The sequence below is a fragment of the Desulfobulbus sp. genome (assembly GCF_031547805.1).
GTDB lineage: Bacteria > Desulfobacterota > Desulfobulbia > Desulfobulbales > Desulfobulbaceae > Desulfobulbus.
The window spans coordinates 1-15,242 of record NZ_JAVBRQ010000049.1 but is presented as its reverse complement, the minus strand read 5'-3'; the positions used below and the strand labels follow the sequence as shown (position 1 = coordinate 15,242).

Genomic DNA, 15,242 nt, shown 5'->3' with positions numbered 1-15,242 from the left:
CCGGCGCCATCACCGAAGATGCAGTGCTTGCCCTTGTTGATGCAGTCATGGACTTTGCCGTTGATATCCTGCAAACAGGGAAAAGGTTAGCCCGCAGTACAAACATAATAACGGCAAGTTAACTCAACTCAGAAACTTGAGCTTGTCCTGAGTGTGGACCTCCAAGGCATGGCGCATCAAGGAGATGCTTCGATGGGTACGCAAGGCCACTTCGATGCGAGGCGCACAATGGCGACTGACCAATTTCATCAACATTGCTATGGAGCTGGTTGCGGATATCGGGCTCCTCAAACCCGTCCGCAAGGCGCTGAAAACAGTAAAGACGCATCGCGATGCCATCTTGGCACGATGGGCTTCAGGCCTCAACAACGCCAGGATAGAAGCGCCGGGCGGCATCTTCCAAGCAGCCAAATGCAGGGCCAGGGGGTATAGAAACGACGATACCTTCATCAGCATGATCTATTTGCTGGCTGCACGTGTACAAAATCTACTCAAATCCACTTGATTCGACGAAGAGCCAAAAAATCTTCGGCTGCAGTCGGTATTCGTCGCATAGATCAGAAACCACCTCTCGACCAACCAGATGCCGTTTCAGGATAAAGACCTTCTCTTCAGGGCTGTAGTTGTGACGCTTCTTTCGCATGGACTTCCCTCCGTTCATGATGGTGTATCATAAACGGCAGGATTGTCCTATTCCCGCTGAACCAAGACACAGAAAAACATCGCGGTGTTGATCGCTTCGCCAATCGGAGCGGCCAGTGTTCGCTGCCTGCGTGCAAGATGATAACCGCCTTGCCGGCGGGGTTTTGTGCGGGCCGGGCACAAGAACACGTAAAAAAAGCGTTGACTTTAGAATCGCTGCAATGTATTAGGGTCTTCTAATTTAGGAACTGCTAACTAAGTTGTATTCTGATAACTCGTAGATAATTCTTGTGCATCGATTATGGATCAGACCTCAAGCGGTTGCCTCCCGGAGGCAGAGAAAAAACAGGCCCCTTCCTACCCTCTCGTGCTTGCAAGCGAAGGGGAGAAGGTCAAGGTTGTCAGCCTCAACGGTGGCGGCCTCATGCGTGAACGCCTGCTCAGCATGGGGATCAATCTCGAGGACGAGATCCTGGTGGTGCGCAAGCAGGACAATGGCGCGGTGTTGATTGAAAAGGCGGGGTGTCGCTACGGTCTCGGCGGCGGCATGGCCCACAAAATAAACGTGATCAAGGCATGAGCATGGAAAAAACACTCAGTGAAATTGCAGTGGGGCAAGCCGGTACGGTTGTCGGGTTCGTCAAGGGAAACAACGCCTATCGCCAGAAACTGTTGGCCATGGGCCTGCTCAAGGGCACCCCGTTCAAGGTGGTTCGGGTCGCGCCCATGGGCGACCCCGTGGAAATAGCGGTGCGCGATTTCAGTCTCAGCCTGCGCCGGGACGAAGCCAAATCGCTGTTGGTACGGGAGGCCTGATCATGAAGAAGCAAACATTGACGATCGGAATCGTCGGCAATCCCAACTGCGGCAAAAGCACCTTGTTCAACTGCCTGACCGGGGCCAAGCAGCAGGTCGGTAACTGGCCCGGTGTCACGGTCGATCGCAAGACCGGCTGGTACCAGGTCCAGGGGGTGAAAGTCGAGGTGATCGACACCCCCGGCATTTATTCGCTCGCCGCTTCGAGCGTGGATGAGCAGGTGGCCCGCGATTTCGTGCTGTCGCGCCAGGCCGACCTGATCGTCAACATCGTGGACGCCTCCAACATCGAACGCAATTTGTATCTCTCCAGCCAGCTGCTGGAGATGGACGTACCCTTGATCGTTGCCCTCAACATGATGGACATGGCCGAAGAGCGGAAGCTGGCCATCGACGTGGCCGGGCTGGCCGAACGGCTCGGTTGCCCGGTCGTCGGTCTGACCGCGGCGAAAAATAAAGGGGTCGACGAGCTCAAGGCGGCGATTCTCGCCGCAGCGGAAGCCGGGCCGACTCAGGTGGCGGAATTGATCTACCCGGAACCGGTGCAACTGGCGCGGGAAGCCTTGGCCCTCGATCTCCGCGATGCCTGCGCCGTCAAGAAGATCGATCCCGAATGGCTGGCGCTCAAGTTGCTGGAAGACGATCCCCTGGCATCCTCCTATGTCCCGTTGGACGAGGCGATGCGGCGCAAAATAGACGCCATGCGGATGCGCATCGAGCAGGAGATGGAAGAAGAGGCCGATATCGTCATTGCCTCGGCCCGGTACGGTTTCGTTTCCTGGCTGATTCGCGATCTGGTCAAAAAGCAGGGACAGGCCAGCCGGACCCTGTCGGATCGCATCGACCGGGTGGTGCTCAGCCGGGTGTTCGGCATCCCCATCTTTTTGGTGGCCATGTACCTGATGTTCATCGTCACCATCAACCTGGGGGGCGCCTTTATCGACTTTTTCGATCAACTGGCCGGCACTCTTTTCGTCGACGGTTTCGGCGTGCTGCTCGCCAGCCTGCACACGCCGGAATGGCTGATCACCGTCCTGGCCAAGGGCATCGGCGTCGGCATCCAGACCATGGCCACCTTCATCCCGCCGATCGGCTTCATGTTTCTCTGCCTCTCCTTTCTCGAGGATTCCGGCTACATGGCCCGGGCGGCCTTTGTCATGGACCGGTTCATGCGCTTCATCGGCCTGCCGGGCAAGGCCTTCGTGCCGATGCTGGTCGGATTCGGCTGCGGCGTGCCGGCGATCATGGCCACCCGCACCCTGGAAAACGAGCGCGACCGCACCCTGACCGTTATGATGAACCCCTTCATGTCCTGCGGAGCCCGCCTGCCGGTCTATGCCCTGTTCGCCGCCGCTTTCTTTCCCACCGGCGGCCAGAACCTGGTGTTTTTGCTCTACTTGATCGGCATCGGCTTTGCCGTGCTCACGGGTCTGATCTTGAAAAACACCCTGCTCAAGGGCGAGGCCACACCGTTCATCATGGAAATGCCACCCTACCATCTCCCCTCGATCCGCTCGATTCTGCTGCGGACCTACGACCGACTCAAGGCCTTTTTGTTCCGGGCCAGCAAGGTGCTCATCCCGGTGATCATGGTCCTGTCCATCTTCAATTCGCTGGGGACCGACGGCACCTTCGGCAACGAGAATACCGACAAGTCGGTGCTGGCCGCCACCAGCAAGATCATCACCCCGGCCCTGACTCCGCTGGGCGTGACCGAGGCCAACTGGCCCGCCACGGTAGGCATTTTCACCGGCATCTTTGCCAAGGAGGCCGTGGTCGGCACCCTGGATGCCCTGTATGCGCGCATGGACCAGCAGGCGGACTCGGACAAGGCGGCAGAGGAAAAAGAGGCATTTGATTTCTGGGGAGGCATTACCGGTGCCTTTGCCACCATCCCCGAGAACCTGCTGGGGGTTGTCGACACCCTGGCCGATCCCCTCGGCCTGTCCATCGGCGATGTCAGCGACACCACCGCGGCGGCGGAGGCGCAGGAGGTCAATGTCGCCACCTTCGGCTCCATGGTGCAGCTGTTCGGCAGCCAGAGCGCGGCTTTTGCCTACCTGCTTTTCGTCCTGCTCTATTTTCCGTGCAGCGCCGCCATTGCCGCGGTTTATCGGGAAACCAATCTGGCCTGGACACTCTTTGCCGGTTTCTGGACCACCTTCCTGGCCTTTATCGCCTCGACCCTCTTTTATCAGGCGGCCAATTTCAGCGCCCACCCCGGCTATTCGACCGTGGTGATCGCCGCCGATCTCGTTGCCGTGGCCGCGGTGATTTTGATCCTGAAGCTGATCAGCGATGCCAGACGGCGTCAGGCCCAGGTGGCCGCAATCGTTTCCGCCGGTGCGGTGCCGCAGGCCGTGCGGCAAGGATGACGCCCCATGGACCTGATTACCGTCAAGCAGTATCTGCGCATGCGCAAGATCGTTCCCCTGCAGGACCTGGCGTTCCATTTTCAGACCGAGGCCGATTCGATTCGGCCTCTGCTCGACATTTGGATGAAAAAGGGCAAGGTCCGCAAGCGGACGGGAGATGCCGCCACCGGCTGCAAGGGCTGTTGCAAATGCGACCCGGCTACCATCGAGGTGTATGAATGGGTCGAGTGAAGGCCTTCCTCGTCCCTGCCTTGCGGAGGGCGGGCAAGGGGCAAGGCGAGACTTCTGTGGCGCTTTGAAATCCGATTGCCACTGCAATGCAGCCGATCTCCTCCCGGGCATCGCTTGGTTGCAATGTATGCGGATTTTTCCTTGCTGGGCTCGTCGAAACGACAAGTGAGGAAAGTTGGACACAATGACAATCCGAGGTGCCTTGCCATCTCGAATGCAGTGAGAAATCTCGTTGTATCAACCGACTTGTGCAGCGTCAAAACACGATCGATTTCCAGAGAGGGAATCCGGCTGAAGTCGGGGTAATCGTAATGCAAAAAAACAATCTTAAGGAGCGGAACACCATGATCAAAGGATTCAACCGAAGCATTGCCCTGGCGGCGGCGGGCGTTTTTTGCCTGCTGCCCGTTCTTCCTGTCCAGGCGGCGTCTTCCTCTGCCGATGAAATCGAACAACTCAAACAGCAGGTGCAGCAGTTGCTGCGGCAGAACCAGCAGCTCAACCGGCGCCTGAACGAGATGGAAAAGAACGTGCAGGCGCAGCCGGCCGCCAACAAGGCCGCCATCGAGAAGGAAGTCACCCGTCAGGTGCAAGAGAAAAGCAGTGCCGCGGGAACTGGCGAAATGGTCAGCATGGGCGGCGTTTCCATGCCGGCCGCCAATAAAAAAGCCATTGAGGAAGAGGTTGCCCGCGCAATCGAGGAGAAGGAGAAAAGCCGCGGTCCGGGCATCAACGAGTTCGTCAGCCTAAGTGGTATCATCGAGGGGGATTACAAGCTGGGCAAGGATTTTCAAGGCGACCATTCCAGCGAATTCGTGCTCGACACCGTTGACCTGATCCTTGACATCAAGGTTACGGATTGGGCCACCGGCAAGATCGTGCTCGAGTACGATGGCACCGAAGGCAACGAAGACCTGTATATCGACGAGGCCCATGTCACCCTGGGCAAGACCGAGGACTTTCCCTTCTTTCTCACCGGCGGCAAGATCTACGCGCCCTTCGGCGAGTTCACCACCAACATGATTCAGGATCCGTTGACCCAAACCCTGGGCGAGATCAACGGCGCGGGCGTCATTGCCGGCTACGAGAAAAACGGCTTCACCGCCTCGGTGTTCAGTTACAACGGCATGAACGATGGGAGCGATCCGGCCGATGCCGACAACGACACCATCAACGGTTTCGGTGCCTCGCTGGCCTATACGTACGAGCGGGACGATGTCGGCTGGCATGCCGCGGCCGCCTGGGTGAACAACATCGCCGACGCCAACAGCACCTCGGATTACCTGGAAAGCAATGCCGACGGCACCAAGCCGGAAGTCTATTCCCTGGTCGACCAAGTGCCCGGCCTCAGTCTCAATTTCAACGGCCGGTACAAGGCGTTCTCGATGAACACCGAATACATCACCGCCCTGGACAGCTTCGATGTCAGCGAAGTGGCCTATGGCGCGGTCGGTGCCGAACCCGCGGCCTGGAACACCGAACTGGCCTACACCACGTCCATTTTCGACAAGGCAACCGTCTTTGCCATCGGCTATCAACGTTCCTGGGAAGCAGTGGCCTTGGAATTGCCCGAGCAGCGATATATCGGCGCGGCCTCGTTCGGGATTTTCGACGGCACCACCTTGACCTTCGAATACTTTCACGACAAGGACTATGACCTTGCAGACGGCGGTACCGGCAATAACGGCTATGGTTTCACCACCAGGCTGAGTTACGAGTTTTAACGGATCGGACGAGGGGCAAACTCCCGAATGGCGGTCGAGTCGGGAGTTTTTTTAGGGGATTTGAATTAGGTTTTTCTAACTTAATATATAACTCCTAAACGGAGCGTTCATAGGGAGTCGAACATGTTGCGAGCCAAAAAAATCTGGGAAATCGAATCGTGCTACAAATGCTCGTTGATCGGGACCTGTTTGACCAGAGCCGAGTTGCGGACTCTGGCCAAGGAACGGATTTTTGCCATCGGGCCCGGCCATGACGACTACCAGCTGCATGCCGAATTCATCCGCATCTCCGACCGGGAAGGTGCCCAGAGCAAGGCGTTGCACAAATACCTGGCCAAAAAATACCAGGGGCGGGCCCGGAAATACCAACGGGCCGCAACCGACTTGGAAATAAAGGAAATGTGGCGCGAGGACATGGCGGAGGGGCGGCTGGATACCGCCTGGTGGTCGGTGCTCATTCACCCCGCCGCCTCGCTGAACCTGGTCAGCCGGCTGTACGGTGAGCTGCACATGCTCGGCCACGACACCTTGAACAACCATCACCGCGAGCGGCAACAAGGCGACCGGCTGCGGACCCGGCTTGCCATGCTGGAGGAAGTGCTGGGCTCCGAACGCCAGCATTACCGCCGGGAAAAACGGACGCTGCGCGGGGAGATCGACCAGCTGCAACAAACGATCGGCCAACAGCGGGCCGTGGAGTCGGAAAACACCAGGCTGCGGCAGGAAGCGGCGGGATTGCACAACCTGCTCCGGGAATTGCGCGAGGGCAAGGGCCACGGCGAGCAGCAGCAGGAACTCGATGAGTTGCGGCAGACCAATAACGGCTTGTGCGGCAGGATCGACGAACTGACCGGCGAGCTCGCCGAGATGAAGGCCCAGGTGGCTGCGGCCATGCGGCAACTGGAGGAGATGGCGCAAATCCGCGGCCGGCTCGAGCACCACGAGGCCGAGCAGGCGCGGGAGATATCCACCCTCGAAGGCCTGCTCATGCGCCACATCGTCCAAGAGGAAGGCCCCTGTTGCCAATGCGCCGACCAGCACACCGCCAACTGCCCCGGCCTGAGTTTGTGCGGTAAAACTGTGCTCTACGTGGGGGGCCTGAACAACATGATTCCCCACTATCGGCAACTGGTCGAGCAATGCGGCGGCCGCTTCATCCATCACGACGGCGGCAAGGAGGCCTCGCGCTCCCTGCTGCCGAAAATGCTGACCGCGGCCGACGCGGTCCTCTGTCCCATCGACTGCGTCAGCCACGATGCCTGCAACTGCGTCAAGAAAATGTGCAAACGCTACCAGAAACCGTTCGTGCTGATGCGCAGCGCCGGTTTGTCCTCGCTGGCCAAGGGCCTCAGCGAAATCGTGCAATGATCGCTCGACGCGACGGAATGCCACCACATTTCATCCCATCCAAGGAGAATACCATGAAATGCAAACAAGCCGTGGATGCCGCCTACCGCAACGGCAACCTGCACATCAACCTCAATGGCCCCTTCTCACCCGCGACCGCCGAGGAGGTGTCCGGCGCCATCGCCATGTTCTACGAGGGCAGGGGCAACATCTTCATCCACACCGCCAATGTCACCACCGTGGAACCAAGCTCGAAATGCGCCCTGGCCGACCAACTCAAGGGGTTGGGCCTGCCGTGCGAACGGCTGTACCTGACCGGGACCAAGGGGCTTGACTTAAGTCCGGACAACATCCGGGTCATTGTCTACGAAAAGAAAAAAAAGGGCTGCTGCGGCCGGTGCAAGGACTGCGGCTGTAGCAACGAGCATTGAGAGTCGGAAACGTTCCGGCCGCACACTCACACCCACCACCATTGGAGGAAAATATGTCCAAGGCATTGATTGTTTACGGTTCCACCACCGGCAATACCGAGACCGTGGCCAAACAGGTCGGCGAAGTACTGGCGCGCCAGGGGATGGAGGTCACCATCCAGGACGTGGCGCGAACCAAGGTCGGCGAATTGGGAAACGGCTTTGACCTGACCCTGTTGGGCTCCTCGACCTGGGGCGATGCCGAAATCGAGTTCCAGGAGGATTTCGCCTCGTTTTACGAAGAGATGGGGGGCGCGGAACTCAAAGGCAAGAAGGTCGCGCTCTTTGGTTGCGGCGATTCGTCCTACACCTATTTTTGCGGCGCAGTCAATCTGCTCGAGGAGAAGATGGGCGAGCTGGGCGCAGTGGTGGTCAACGATCCCTTGCGGATCGACGGCGACCCGCAGGACGCGAAGGACGAGATCGTCGATTGGGCCATGGAAGTGGCTTCTCACGCGTGACCATCGGCACGAAGTCCCGGCGGGCCGCAAGCAAGACCGGCAAGGAGAGCATGCAATGAATGACCAAACCTATCAACTGTACCGCGCCGCTCTGCTTGCCCTGCGCCGGCAGGTTCGGGTCGCCCATCACCTGCCCGGCCGCATTCGTCTGGAACTGCACCCCGAAGACGCGGCCTCGATGGCCGCCTTGCTCAAAAACGGCACCGAGGGACTGGCTGCGGCCAGGGCTTTGCTGCCCGGCATCCGCGCCTTGAAATTCAACGCCCTGGCCGGTTCCGCGGTCCTTGAATACGACTACAACCTGTATCCGCCGCAGCTGGTGGATGCTTTTTTCCGCGCCACCGGCGCGGAGCAGGCTGGCGATCTGCTGGATCGCCTTGCTTCCCAATAAACCTCCACATCATTTTGAAAGGAGAACATTCATGAACGAATCGACCCAAAATCTCTTGATCTTCCTCGGCGGCGTCGCACTTGGCTCGTTAACGGTCCTGGCCCTGTCCAAGAACAAGGAAGGGCTGCGGCCCGCCCTGGCCGGCCTGACCGCCAACGCCCTCGACCTGCGCGACAAGGCCGCCGGAGCCATCCAGCGCACCAAGGAAGATCTCGGTGATTTCATGGCCGAAGTCGAACACGCTCGGACCGAGAAGGCCGACTCGCAGGCACCGAAGGGCGAATGAGCCGGATCATCGTGACAACCATGCCCGTGTCCATCTCCATCGTCCACGATTTGCCTGGTCGTTTGCGGCTGCGTGGCGGCTCGAACCGGGAGGCGGCGCTCTTGTCCCGGGGCGTCGCGCTTCAAACCCAGGCCGGTGTGCTCGCCACCCATCACTCTCCTGTGGGGAGGAGCCTGCTGGTCCTGTACGATCCTGCCGTCATCAGCCGCGGCGACCTGCTGCTGAACCTGTACGATGCTCTGGTCCGGGAAACGGCAATGGGGGCCGGCGCCATGCCCGTGGCGGCGCCGGCCCAGGCCGCTCCCAGCTTGGCCGGGCTGATATTGCCGCTGGTTTTCAGGCCGCTGCTGCCGCTGGGGCTGCGGCAAGTCCTGGCCTTCAAGACGGCCTGGCCGCGCCTGCGCAAGGGCCTGGCCAGCCTGGCGCGGGGACTGCTCGACATCGACGTGCTCGATGCGGCGGCCATCGGCCTGTGCATCGTCCGCCGCGATTTCCGCACCCTCACCACCATCACCGTCCTGCTCGGCCTGGGCGAATTCCTCGAAAGCTGGACTAAAAAGCGGTCCGAGGCGAGTCTGGCCGACTCCCTGGCCAGGCATTCGATCAAAGCCAACCTGCGTCTGGGCGAAACGGAGCAGCAGGTGGATGCCTCGACCCTGCGCGCCGGCGACATGGTGGTGGTCCGCCAGGGCAGCTTCATTCCGGCCGACGGAGTGGTCATGGAAGGGGAAGGCCTGGTGGACCAGAGCCTGATGAGCGGCGAGGCCAAGCTGCAGGATAAACGGGTGGGCAAGGCGGTTTTTGCCGGCTCGCTGCTGGAGGAGGGCGAACTGCTCATCCAAGCCACCGAGGACGGCGACAAGACGGTGTGGCGCCGAACCATGCTGCTGCTACACGATGCCGAGCAGCGCAAGGCCTCCATCCAGGGGCAGGCGGAGCAGCTGGCCAGCAGGCTGGCGCCGTTTTCCCTGCTGCTGGCGGGTTTGGTCTTCCTGGTCACCGGCGATCCCCGCCGGGCCGCCTCGGTGCTGCTGGTCGACTATTCCTGCGCCATCAAGCTGGCCACGCCGTTGGCCATTCTCTCCTCCATGCGGCAGGCCGCGTCGGTGGGGGCCGCCGTCCGTGGCGGGCGGCATCTCGAGGATCTGGCCAAGGCCGATGTCTTTGTCTTCGACAAGACCGGCACCCTGACCATGGCCGCGCCGAGCGTCAAGGAGATCGCGCCCTGCAACGGCTGGAATCGGAACGAGGCCCTGCGGCTCGCCGCCTGCCTGGAAGAGCACTTTCCCCATCCCGTGGCCAAGGCGGTGGTGCGCCAGGCCGCGGCCGAGGGGTTGGAGCATGCCGAGCGCCATGCCATGGTCGAGTATGTCACTGCCCACGGGGTTGCCAGTTGCCTGGACGGCCACCGCGTTCTGCTCGGCAGCCGCCATTTTGTCGAGGAGGACGAGGGCGTGGATCTGGCCCCCCTGGCATCGCACATCGACCGCTGGAACGAACTGGGCCACACCATCTTGTACCTGACCATGGGCGGCGAATTGCTGGCCGGTTTTGCCCTGGATGATCCGCCCCGGCCGGAGGCGGCGCAGGTCATCGCCAGCCTGCGCGCCATGGGCGTCAAGCGGATCATCATGCTTACCGGCGATCTGGACGGCATGGCCGAACGCATGGCGCGGGAGTTGGGCATCACCGAATGGGTGGCCCAGGTCCTGCCGGACGACAAGTTCCGTTTTGTCTGCGACTTGAAAAACCAGGGCCACGTGGTGGCCATGGTGGGCGACGGGCTCAACGATGCCGCCGCCCTGGCCGAGGCCTCGGTGGGCTGCTGCATGCGCCGCGGCGCCGACATGGCCCGCGACGCCGCCGACATCGTCCTGACCGAAAACGAGTTGGTGACGCTTCCCTTGCTCCGCTCGTTGGCCACCGCGACCCTGACCCGGGTACAGCGCAATTTCGCCTTTATCGTCGGTACCAACACCCTGTTTTTGCTGGGGGGATTGTTCGGCTTGACCTCTCCGGCCCTCGGGGCCTTCCTGCACAATTCGGCCACCGTGGCGGTGGCGGCCAACGCGCTCAGACCCTATAAACTGCCCGCCATAGGATCCCCTTCCGGGTCCGATTTTATCGGAGGTGCGCAATGATCACTCATGCCTTGCCCGGCCGCATCCGTCTGCGGCATTCCCGGCCCCCTGGCTCGGAGGAATTGGCACAACTTCTGCGCCAGATTGGCGCGGTTGCCCCTTCCGCCACCCTGAGCCATTCGCCCCGATCCGGCACCACTTTGATCGAATTCACCGAACAAACATGTTCTGGCGAAGTCCTGGCCCTGTTGCAGGCCGGTTCCTGCGACCGGGCCGCCAGCGCGCCCAAACGCCAGAACGGCCTCTGTTGCTGGCCGTCGATGACGGCGGTCAAGCGTGGAATGACCGGATCGCTGCTTGCCACCCTGGGCCTGGCGGCCTTGCGCCGCGAAGGCGGGCATATCCTTGCCGGCGGTATCTTCCTGGCCTGCCTCTCCCGCCATCTCTGGGTGTACCGGAGGCGGCTGTGGAAATGATCGATCCCGTACCAATGCATCGCACCATGGAGAAGACGATGAACAAAGGAGAACTGATTGAAAAGATGGCCCAGGAATGCGGCTTGAGCAAACATGCCTTGCACAATGTCCTGGAATGTTTCCTGGAGACGATCACCGCCGCCCTTGCCGACGACGGGATCGTGAAATTGAAAGGATTCGGAACATTTTCCGCGCCGGTTCGGGCCGCCAGGGAAACCCGCAGCCTCCATTCCGGCGAGATGATCCGCATCCCCTCCCACAAGGCGATCAAATTCAAGGCCGGTTTGCGATTGACCAAGGCGGTGCAGTGAGGGCGGCGCCCAGCCGCCCGCTTTACCGACGCCGAATTCGGCAACCTGACCCCCTTGGCTGTGCGGCGACGGTTTGCGCCGATAGAAGCGGAATACTTTTGATTTCAGGCGGTGGAGAGCACCGCCTGATTTTTTTATCCCTTGGTTTTCCCGCCGCCATGTTCTGCTCGCATGCTCCCCGAGCGTCCTTACCTCCGGGCATGGCGGCGGGAAAATCGCTTCCTCTGCACTCGCTGGCAACACCCTCCGGAAATGCGCTTGCCGCAACATCGGCGCCGCAGGGTGCCGCGGAGGCTATTCCTGGACGGCCACGGGAAAAGAGAGGGACGGCCGGTGCAGGCGCGGGTTGGAAGAAGAGCGGCCGGCCGTGGCCAAAGGAGGCTGAGGATTGGGCTTTCCCCGAGGATGACGCTCCAGGAGATCGAGAAACAGATCGCAGAGTTCGGGATGGAACTGGGTGCCCCGGTTGCGGCGGATTTCCTCGAAGGCCTGTTCCTCGGTCAAGGCGGCCTTGTAGGGCCTGTAGGTGGTCATGGCGTCGTAGGAGTCGGCAAGGGCGATGATCATCGATTCCAGGGGAATGACCTCGCCTTTCAACCCGTCCGGATAGCCCTTGCCGTCGAATCGTTCGTGATGGTGGCGGATGATTTCCCCCATCCTGCCCAGGCCGGGCAGGTTCTCGAAGATCGAAGCGCCGATCACCGTATGCTGCTGCATCAGAAGATGTTCCGCCGGCAGCAGGTTGCCCGATTTCATCAGAATACCGTCGGCGATGCCGATCTTGCCGATATCATGCACATGGCCGATCACGTGCAGATACTCGCACTCCCGTTCCGACCGCCCCCATACCCGGCAGAAGTGCTCGGCGATCTCGGAAACCCGCCGCGAATGGCCGGCCGTGTACATGTCTTTGAGCTCAATGGTGCGGGTCAGGCTTTCGATGAACAGGTGGAAATCGATATCGTCAAAGGTAATCATGAACCTCTACTCCGGTATCGGTGTTGCCCGTCTGTTGCAAGTCGGGAAGACAAGGAGAGTGCGCCGGCCGGGCGCATGCGGCCGATCCCGCAGGCCCAGGTTGGGGAGAAGGGACGCTCGAAGCTGAATACCGTCTCGGGGCCAAGAGGGCCGGGACGGGTGCGGTCACGGATGGGGACGAGGCGGCGGGGCGCCATCGGGTCAGGTGTTTTCCGGCAGCGATGCCAATGAAGCGGATGAAGCGCTGCCGGCCGCGACCCGGAGCCGTTTGCCGCCAGGGACTTTGATGTTGGCCCTCCCCGGCAAAGCCTTTGCCCGCCCGTTCGTTTCGGCGGCAAAGTCGCCGGCTGCCGGCCGGTTCGTCTCCCGAACCGTGGCGGTGTAGGTGATCATGCTGTCGAGAATCTCGTCGCTGATCACATGCTCAATCCGGCAGGCCCCGCTGTCGGCGACCCTTGGATCGACGCCGAGCACCTCGACAAAGAAATCGCGCAGGGTTTCATGACGGTGGAGGATCTCGCGGGCCCGGATCTCGCCTTTGGGCGTCAGGGTGATGAGGGCGTAGGGGGCATAGTTGACCAGGCCGCGGGAGTCGAGCGCCCGCAGCGCCTCGGTCACCGAGGCCGCGCTGACCGACAGCCGGCCGATGATGTCCTTGCTGCGGGCCGCGCCCTGTTCCCTGGCGACCAGATAGATCGTTTCCAGGTAATCCTCCAAACTGCTGCTGAGTGCTTCCTGCTCGCTCGTCATGGTGTTTTGCCCCGTTGCGGTGGCGTTTGCGGTGTCGGTTCCCGAGACGGATGTCGGGGCTGAGCTGCAAAGAGATGGCTGTCCGCATGGCCGGCACCTTCGGAATCCGCGCCATCGGCACCGAGCAGGCCGGCGGTGGGAATGGTCAGCGAGGTGGAATGGCCCATCAGGATCAGGTAATCGATCAGATCCGGGGTCAGGCCGGCATGATGGCCGACCAGCAGCGTGGTCTTGCCGGTTTGGGCGCCATGCCGGCGGATGGCGTCGTAGACAATGGCCCTGGTGGGGCCGCCGAAGGTGGTGATCCAATCGTCTAGGACAAGCAGGTCCGGGTTCCGGGCCAGGAGAATGGCCAGGGCCATCAGCGCGCGCTGGTGGTTTGGCAGGTTGCTGATCTTCACCCGCCTGGAGACGCCGAAGCCGTCGGTCAGCCGGTCGTAGATCTCGCCGCGCCATTCGGCATGGCAGCCGCTGAAGAATAGGGCCGTTTGTCCGATGGTCATGACCTCGTGGATGCGATCGACGTTTTCGAGAATGCCGATCTTTTGCTTGGCCGCCAGCGGCAGATTATGCGCCTCGTGGCCCTCGACCAGGCACAGGCCGGCAAGGGGCCGGTTTCTGCCCGCCAGCAGGTTGAGCAGTGCCGCCTTGCCCAGGGCGTCGCGGGGGGCGAGCACGGAAACGGCTCCCCGGGGAACGGCAAAATGCAGATGCTCGCAGATGGTTGTATTGCCGCAGGCCACGGTCAGGCCGATGCCACGGATGCTCGCCTCGGAGGGCGCTTGCCGCATGATCGAATCCGTTGATGCGGGGTTTGTTCTCCGGATGCTTTTTTTTCGGTTGGGTCCAAAAGCGCTGCGATTGCTCGATGCCTGGTGTTTCATGGCGATGCCGATCCTTCCGGCACCACTTGGCCGGATCGTTTTAGTTTAGTCTAATAAATAAAGGGTAAATGAATGTGAGCCGGGCGTCAACATCATTTTGTGCATTTTCCTTGATTGCGGGCGAAAAAACGCGATCATGCCGGGGAAGCGGAAACAAAGATCGGCAACAGGTGAGAAGGGCGACGGAATATGGATGAGGACAAGGAGGGACGAGCGGCAGCGATGGGCAACCGATCTGGCCTGCCCGTGGGGCAAGCCGTCCCATCACGTTGAAGCGGCAATGCTTCGGGCGGAAAACGAGGAGCGTCGCGCCGCCGCTCAGTTGCCGGCAGGGACGAAAAAAGGAGTGGCGCTTACGGTTTGATTCGGATGCGTCAAAAGACGGACCGGATGGCGGCGACGGGCGCGGAAAAGCACTGCGCCCATGTTATGCCGAAAGGTTATTTCGTCCATGCCGGCATCACGTACAGCCGGAGCAGCGTTGCGGCCAGCAGAGAGCAGCCGCCGGAGAAGAGAAACGCGCAGCCAGGCGAGACGCTTTGATAGAACAGCCCGAACAGCATCGAAGCCGGCAGGAGCAGGATGCCCGCCACCAGGTTGAACCAGCCGTAAGCGGTGCCACGGCGTTCCTCTGGGACGAGATCCGCCACAAAGGCCTTTTCCACCCCTTCCGTGGCACCCATGAACAGGCCGTACAGCCCGAACAGCAGCAACAGCGAAACAAGATTGTCGCCCACGCCACCCATGCCCAGATAGAAAAGGCCATAGGCAATATATCCGCAAAAAAGCAGGGGGATGCTGTTAATGGCAATGAAAAAATGTGCCATTTATGGCGAAGTAAAAGTGTACCACCGGGTTGATTCGTCCGAAAAGGAAGGTTTAGTGTTTATCTACGAATAAATTACTCGCATTTTTCCCGCCATTGGCTCATATTCCGTTGAAAATCAAGCAATGGAGGCAGAAATGGCACGCATCAAAACCTGGGAAATTTCGGATGCATTCTGGGCGATCGTCGAATC

At 60.7% G+C, this 15,242-nt stretch carries 18 protein-coding genes; 14 read left to right on the top strand and 4 right to left on the bottom strand.

Annotated features, from left to right (window positions below; translation table 11 throughout):
• Nucleotides 1-151 precede the first annotated feature (151 nt).
• The 14 genes from RMR13_RS14870 to RMR13_RS14805 all read left to right on the top strand — a co-directional run bounded on the left by RMR13_RS14870 (nt 152) and on the right by RMR13_RS14805 (nt 11,611).
• The gene (locus RMR13_RS14870; protein ID WP_310601412.1) at nt 152-505 is read left to right on the top strand and encodes a transposase; all 354 of its coding nucleotides are present in this window, start codon (nt 152-154) and stop codon (nt 503-505) included.
• A 438-nt stretch (nt 506-943) separates the two neighbouring features.
• Entirely contained in the window at nt 944-1,222 is a 279-nt protein-coding gene (locus RMR13_RS14865) for a FeoA family protein (RefSeq protein WP_310601411.1), read from the top strand.
• Between the two features lie 2 nt (nt 1,223-1,224).
• Nucleotides 1,225-1,458: a FeoA family protein gene (locus tag RMR13_RS14860; protein ID WP_310601410.1), complete on the top strand. Its 234-nt coding sequence runs from the start codon at nt 1,225-1,227 to the stop codon at nt 1,456-1,458.
• Between the two features lie 2 nt (nt 1,459-1,460).
• Nucleotides 1,461-3,833, top strand: a complete 2,373-nt coding sequence (gene feoB / locus RMR13_RS14855) for a Fe(2+) transporter permease subunit FeoB (protein WP_310601409.1) — start codon at nt 1,461-1,463, stop codon at nt 3,831-3,833.
• 6 nt (nt 3,834-3,839) lie between these two features.
• Nucleotides 3,840-4,064, top strand: coding sequence for a FeoC-like transcriptional regulator (locus RMR13_RS14850; RefSeq protein ID WP_310601408.1), 225 nt, complete (start codon nt 3,840-3,842; stop codon nt 4,062-4,064).
• A 344-nt stretch (nt 4,065-4,408) separates the two neighbouring features.
• Entirely contained in the window at nt 4,409-5,788 is a 1,380-nt protein-coding gene (locus RMR13_RS14845) for an LbtU family siderophore porin (RefSeq protein WP_310601407.1), read from the top strand.
• A 123-nt stretch (nt 5,789-5,911) separates the two neighbouring features.
• Complete coding sequence (locus RMR13_RS14840; protein ID WP_310601406.1) at nt 5,912-7,156, top strand: DUF2325 domain-containing protein; 1,245 nt, start codon at nt 5,912-5,914, stop codon at nt 7,154-7,156.
• Nucleotides 7,157-7,209: 53 nt separating this feature from the next.
• Entirely contained in the window at nt 7,210-7,566 is a 357-nt protein-coding gene (locus RMR13_RS14835; RefSeq protein WP_310601405.1) for a hypothetical protein, read from the top strand.
• A 53-nt stretch (nt 7,567-7,619) separates the two neighbouring features.
• Nucleotides 7,620-8,066 (top strand): flavodoxin, encoded by a 447-nt coding sequence (locus RMR13_RS14830; RefSeq protein WP_310601404.1) that lies wholly within the window; start codon nt 7,620-7,622, stop codon nt 8,064-8,066.
• A 55-nt stretch (nt 8,067-8,121) separates the two neighbouring features.
• Nucleotides 8,122-8,457: a hypothetical protein gene (locus tag RMR13_RS14825; protein WP_310601403.1), complete on the top strand. Its 336-nt coding sequence runs from the start codon at nt 8,122-8,124 to the stop codon at nt 8,455-8,457.
• Between the two features lie 31 nt (nt 8,458-8,488).
• Entirely contained in the window at nt 8,489-8,743 is a 255-nt protein-coding gene (locus tag RMR13_RS14820; protein ID WP_310601402.1) for a hypothetical protein, read from the top strand.
• Nucleotides 8,740-10,884, top strand: coding sequence for a heavy metal translocating P-type ATPase (locus RMR13_RS14815; RefSeq protein ID WP_310601401.1), 2,145 nt, complete (start codon nt 8,740-8,742; stop codon nt 10,882-10,884). The genes RMR13_RS14820 and RMR13_RS14815 overlap by 4 nt, the downstream gene beginning before the upstream one ends.
• The gene (locus RMR13_RS14810) at nt 10,881-11,300 is read left to right on the top strand and encodes a hypothetical protein (protein WP_310601400.1); all 420 of its coding nucleotides are present in this window, start codon (nt 10,881-10,883) and stop codon (nt 11,298-11,300) included. The genes RMR13_RS14815 and RMR13_RS14810 overlap by 4 nt, the downstream gene beginning before the upstream one ends.
• A 38-nt stretch (nt 11,301-11,338) precedes the next feature.
• On the top strand, nt 11,339-11,611 hold the full coding sequence (locus RMR13_RS14805; RefSeq protein WP_310601399.1) for an HU family DNA-binding protein: 273 nt from the start codon (nt 11,339-11,341) through the stop codon (nt 11,609-11,611).
• Between the two features lie 294 nt (nt 11,612-11,905).
• Here the strand turns inward: RMR13_RS14805 and RMR13_RS14800 are convergent, their stop codons facing one another.
• The 4 genes from RMR13_RS14800 to RMR13_RS14785 all read right to left on the bottom strand — a co-directional run bounded on the left by RMR13_RS14800 (nt 11,906) and on the right by RMR13_RS14785 (nt 15,050).
• The gene (locus RMR13_RS14800) at nt 11,906-12,589 is read right to left on the bottom strand and encodes an HD-GYP domain-containing protein (RefSeq protein WP_310601398.1); all 684 of its coding nucleotides are present in this window, start codon (nt 12,587-12,589) and stop codon (nt 11,906-11,908) included.
• 201 nt (nt 12,590-12,790) lie between these two features.
• Complete coding sequence (locus RMR13_RS14795) at nt 12,791-13,339, bottom strand: metal-dependent transcriptional regulator (protein ID WP_310601397.1); 549 nt, start codon at nt 13,337-13,339, stop codon at nt 12,791-12,793.
• A complete protein-coding gene (locus RMR13_RS14790; RefSeq protein WP_310601396.1) occupies nt 13,336-14,130 on the bottom strand; it encodes an ATP-binding cassette domain-containing protein in 795 nt (264 codons plus the stop codon). Before RMR13_RS14790 ends, RMR13_RS14795 begins: the two co-directional genes overlap by 4 nt.
• A gap of 533 nt (nt 14,131-14,663) precedes the next feature.
• Nucleotides 14,664-15,050, bottom strand: a complete 387-nt coding sequence (locus tag RMR13_RS14785; protein ID WP_310601395.1) for an MFS transporter — start codon at nt 15,048-15,050, stop codon at nt 14,664-14,666.
• Nucleotides 15,051-15,242: the final 192 nt, after the last annotated feature.

Coding starts and splice junctions, on each gene's coding strand:
- RMR13_RS14830 (WP_310601404.1), top strand. CDS start 7,620: ATGTCCAAGGCATTGATTGTTTACGGTTCCACCACCGGCAATACCGAG.
- RMR13_RS14810 (WP_310601400.1), top strand. CDS start 10,881: ATGATCACTCATGCCTTGCCCGGCCGCATCCGTCTGCGGCATTCCCGG.
- feoB (WP_310601409.1), top strand. CDS start 1,461: ATGAAGAAGCAAACATTGACGATCGGAATCGTCGGCAATCCCAACTGC.
- RMR13_RS14865 (WP_310601411.1), top strand. CDS start 944: ATGGATCAGACCTCAAGCGGTTGCCTCCCGGAGGCAGAGAAAAAACAG.
- RMR13_RS14860 (WP_310601410.1), top strand. CDS start 1,225: ATGGAAAAAACACTCAGTGAAATTGCAGTGGGGCAAGCCGGTACGGTT.
- RMR13_RS14815 (WP_310601401.1), top strand. CDS start 8,740: ATGAGCCGGATCATCGTGACAACCATGCCCGTGTCCATCTCCATCGTC.
- RMR13_RS14835 (WP_310601405.1), top strand. CDS start 7,210: ATGAAATGCAAACAAGCCGTGGATGCCGCCTACCGCAACGGCAACCTG.
- RMR13_RS14845 (WP_310601407.1), top strand. CDS start 4,409: ATGATCAAAGGATTCAACCGAAGCATTGCCCTGGCGGCGGCGGGCGTT.
- RMR13_RS14795 (WP_310601397.1), bottom strand. CDS start 13,339: ATGACGAGCGAGCAGGAAGCACTCAGCAGCAGTTTGGAGGATTACCTG.
- RMR13_RS14820 (WP_310601402.1), top strand. CDS start 8,489: ATGAACGAATCGACCCAAAATCTCTTGATCTTCCTCGGCGGCGTCGCA.
- RMR13_RS14800 (WP_310601398.1), bottom strand. CDS start 12,589: ATGATTACCTTTGACGATATCGATTTCCACCTGTTCATCGAAAGCCTG.
- RMR13_RS14825 (WP_310601403.1), top strand. CDS start 8,122: ATGAATGACCAAACCTATCAACTGTACCGCGCCGCTCTGCTTGCCCTG.
- RMR13_RS14785 (WP_310601395.1), bottom strand. CDS start 15,050: ATGGCACATTTTTTCATTGCCATTAACAGCATCCCCCTGCTTTTTTGC.
- RMR13_RS14805 (WP_310601399.1), top strand. CDS start 11,339: ATGAACAAAGGAGAACTGATTGAAAAGATGGCCCAGGAATGCGGCTTG.
- RMR13_RS14840 (WP_310601406.1), top strand. CDS start 5,912: ATGTTGCGAGCCAAAAAAATCTGGGAAATCGAATCGTGCTACAAATGC.
- RMR13_RS14790 (WP_310601396.1), bottom strand. CDS start 14,130: ATGCGGCAAGCGCCCTCCGAGGCGAGCATCCGTGGCATCGGCCTGACC.
- RMR13_RS14850 (WP_310601408.1), top strand. CDS start 3,840: ATGGACCTGATTACCGTCAAGCAGTATCTGCGCATGCGCAAGATCGTT.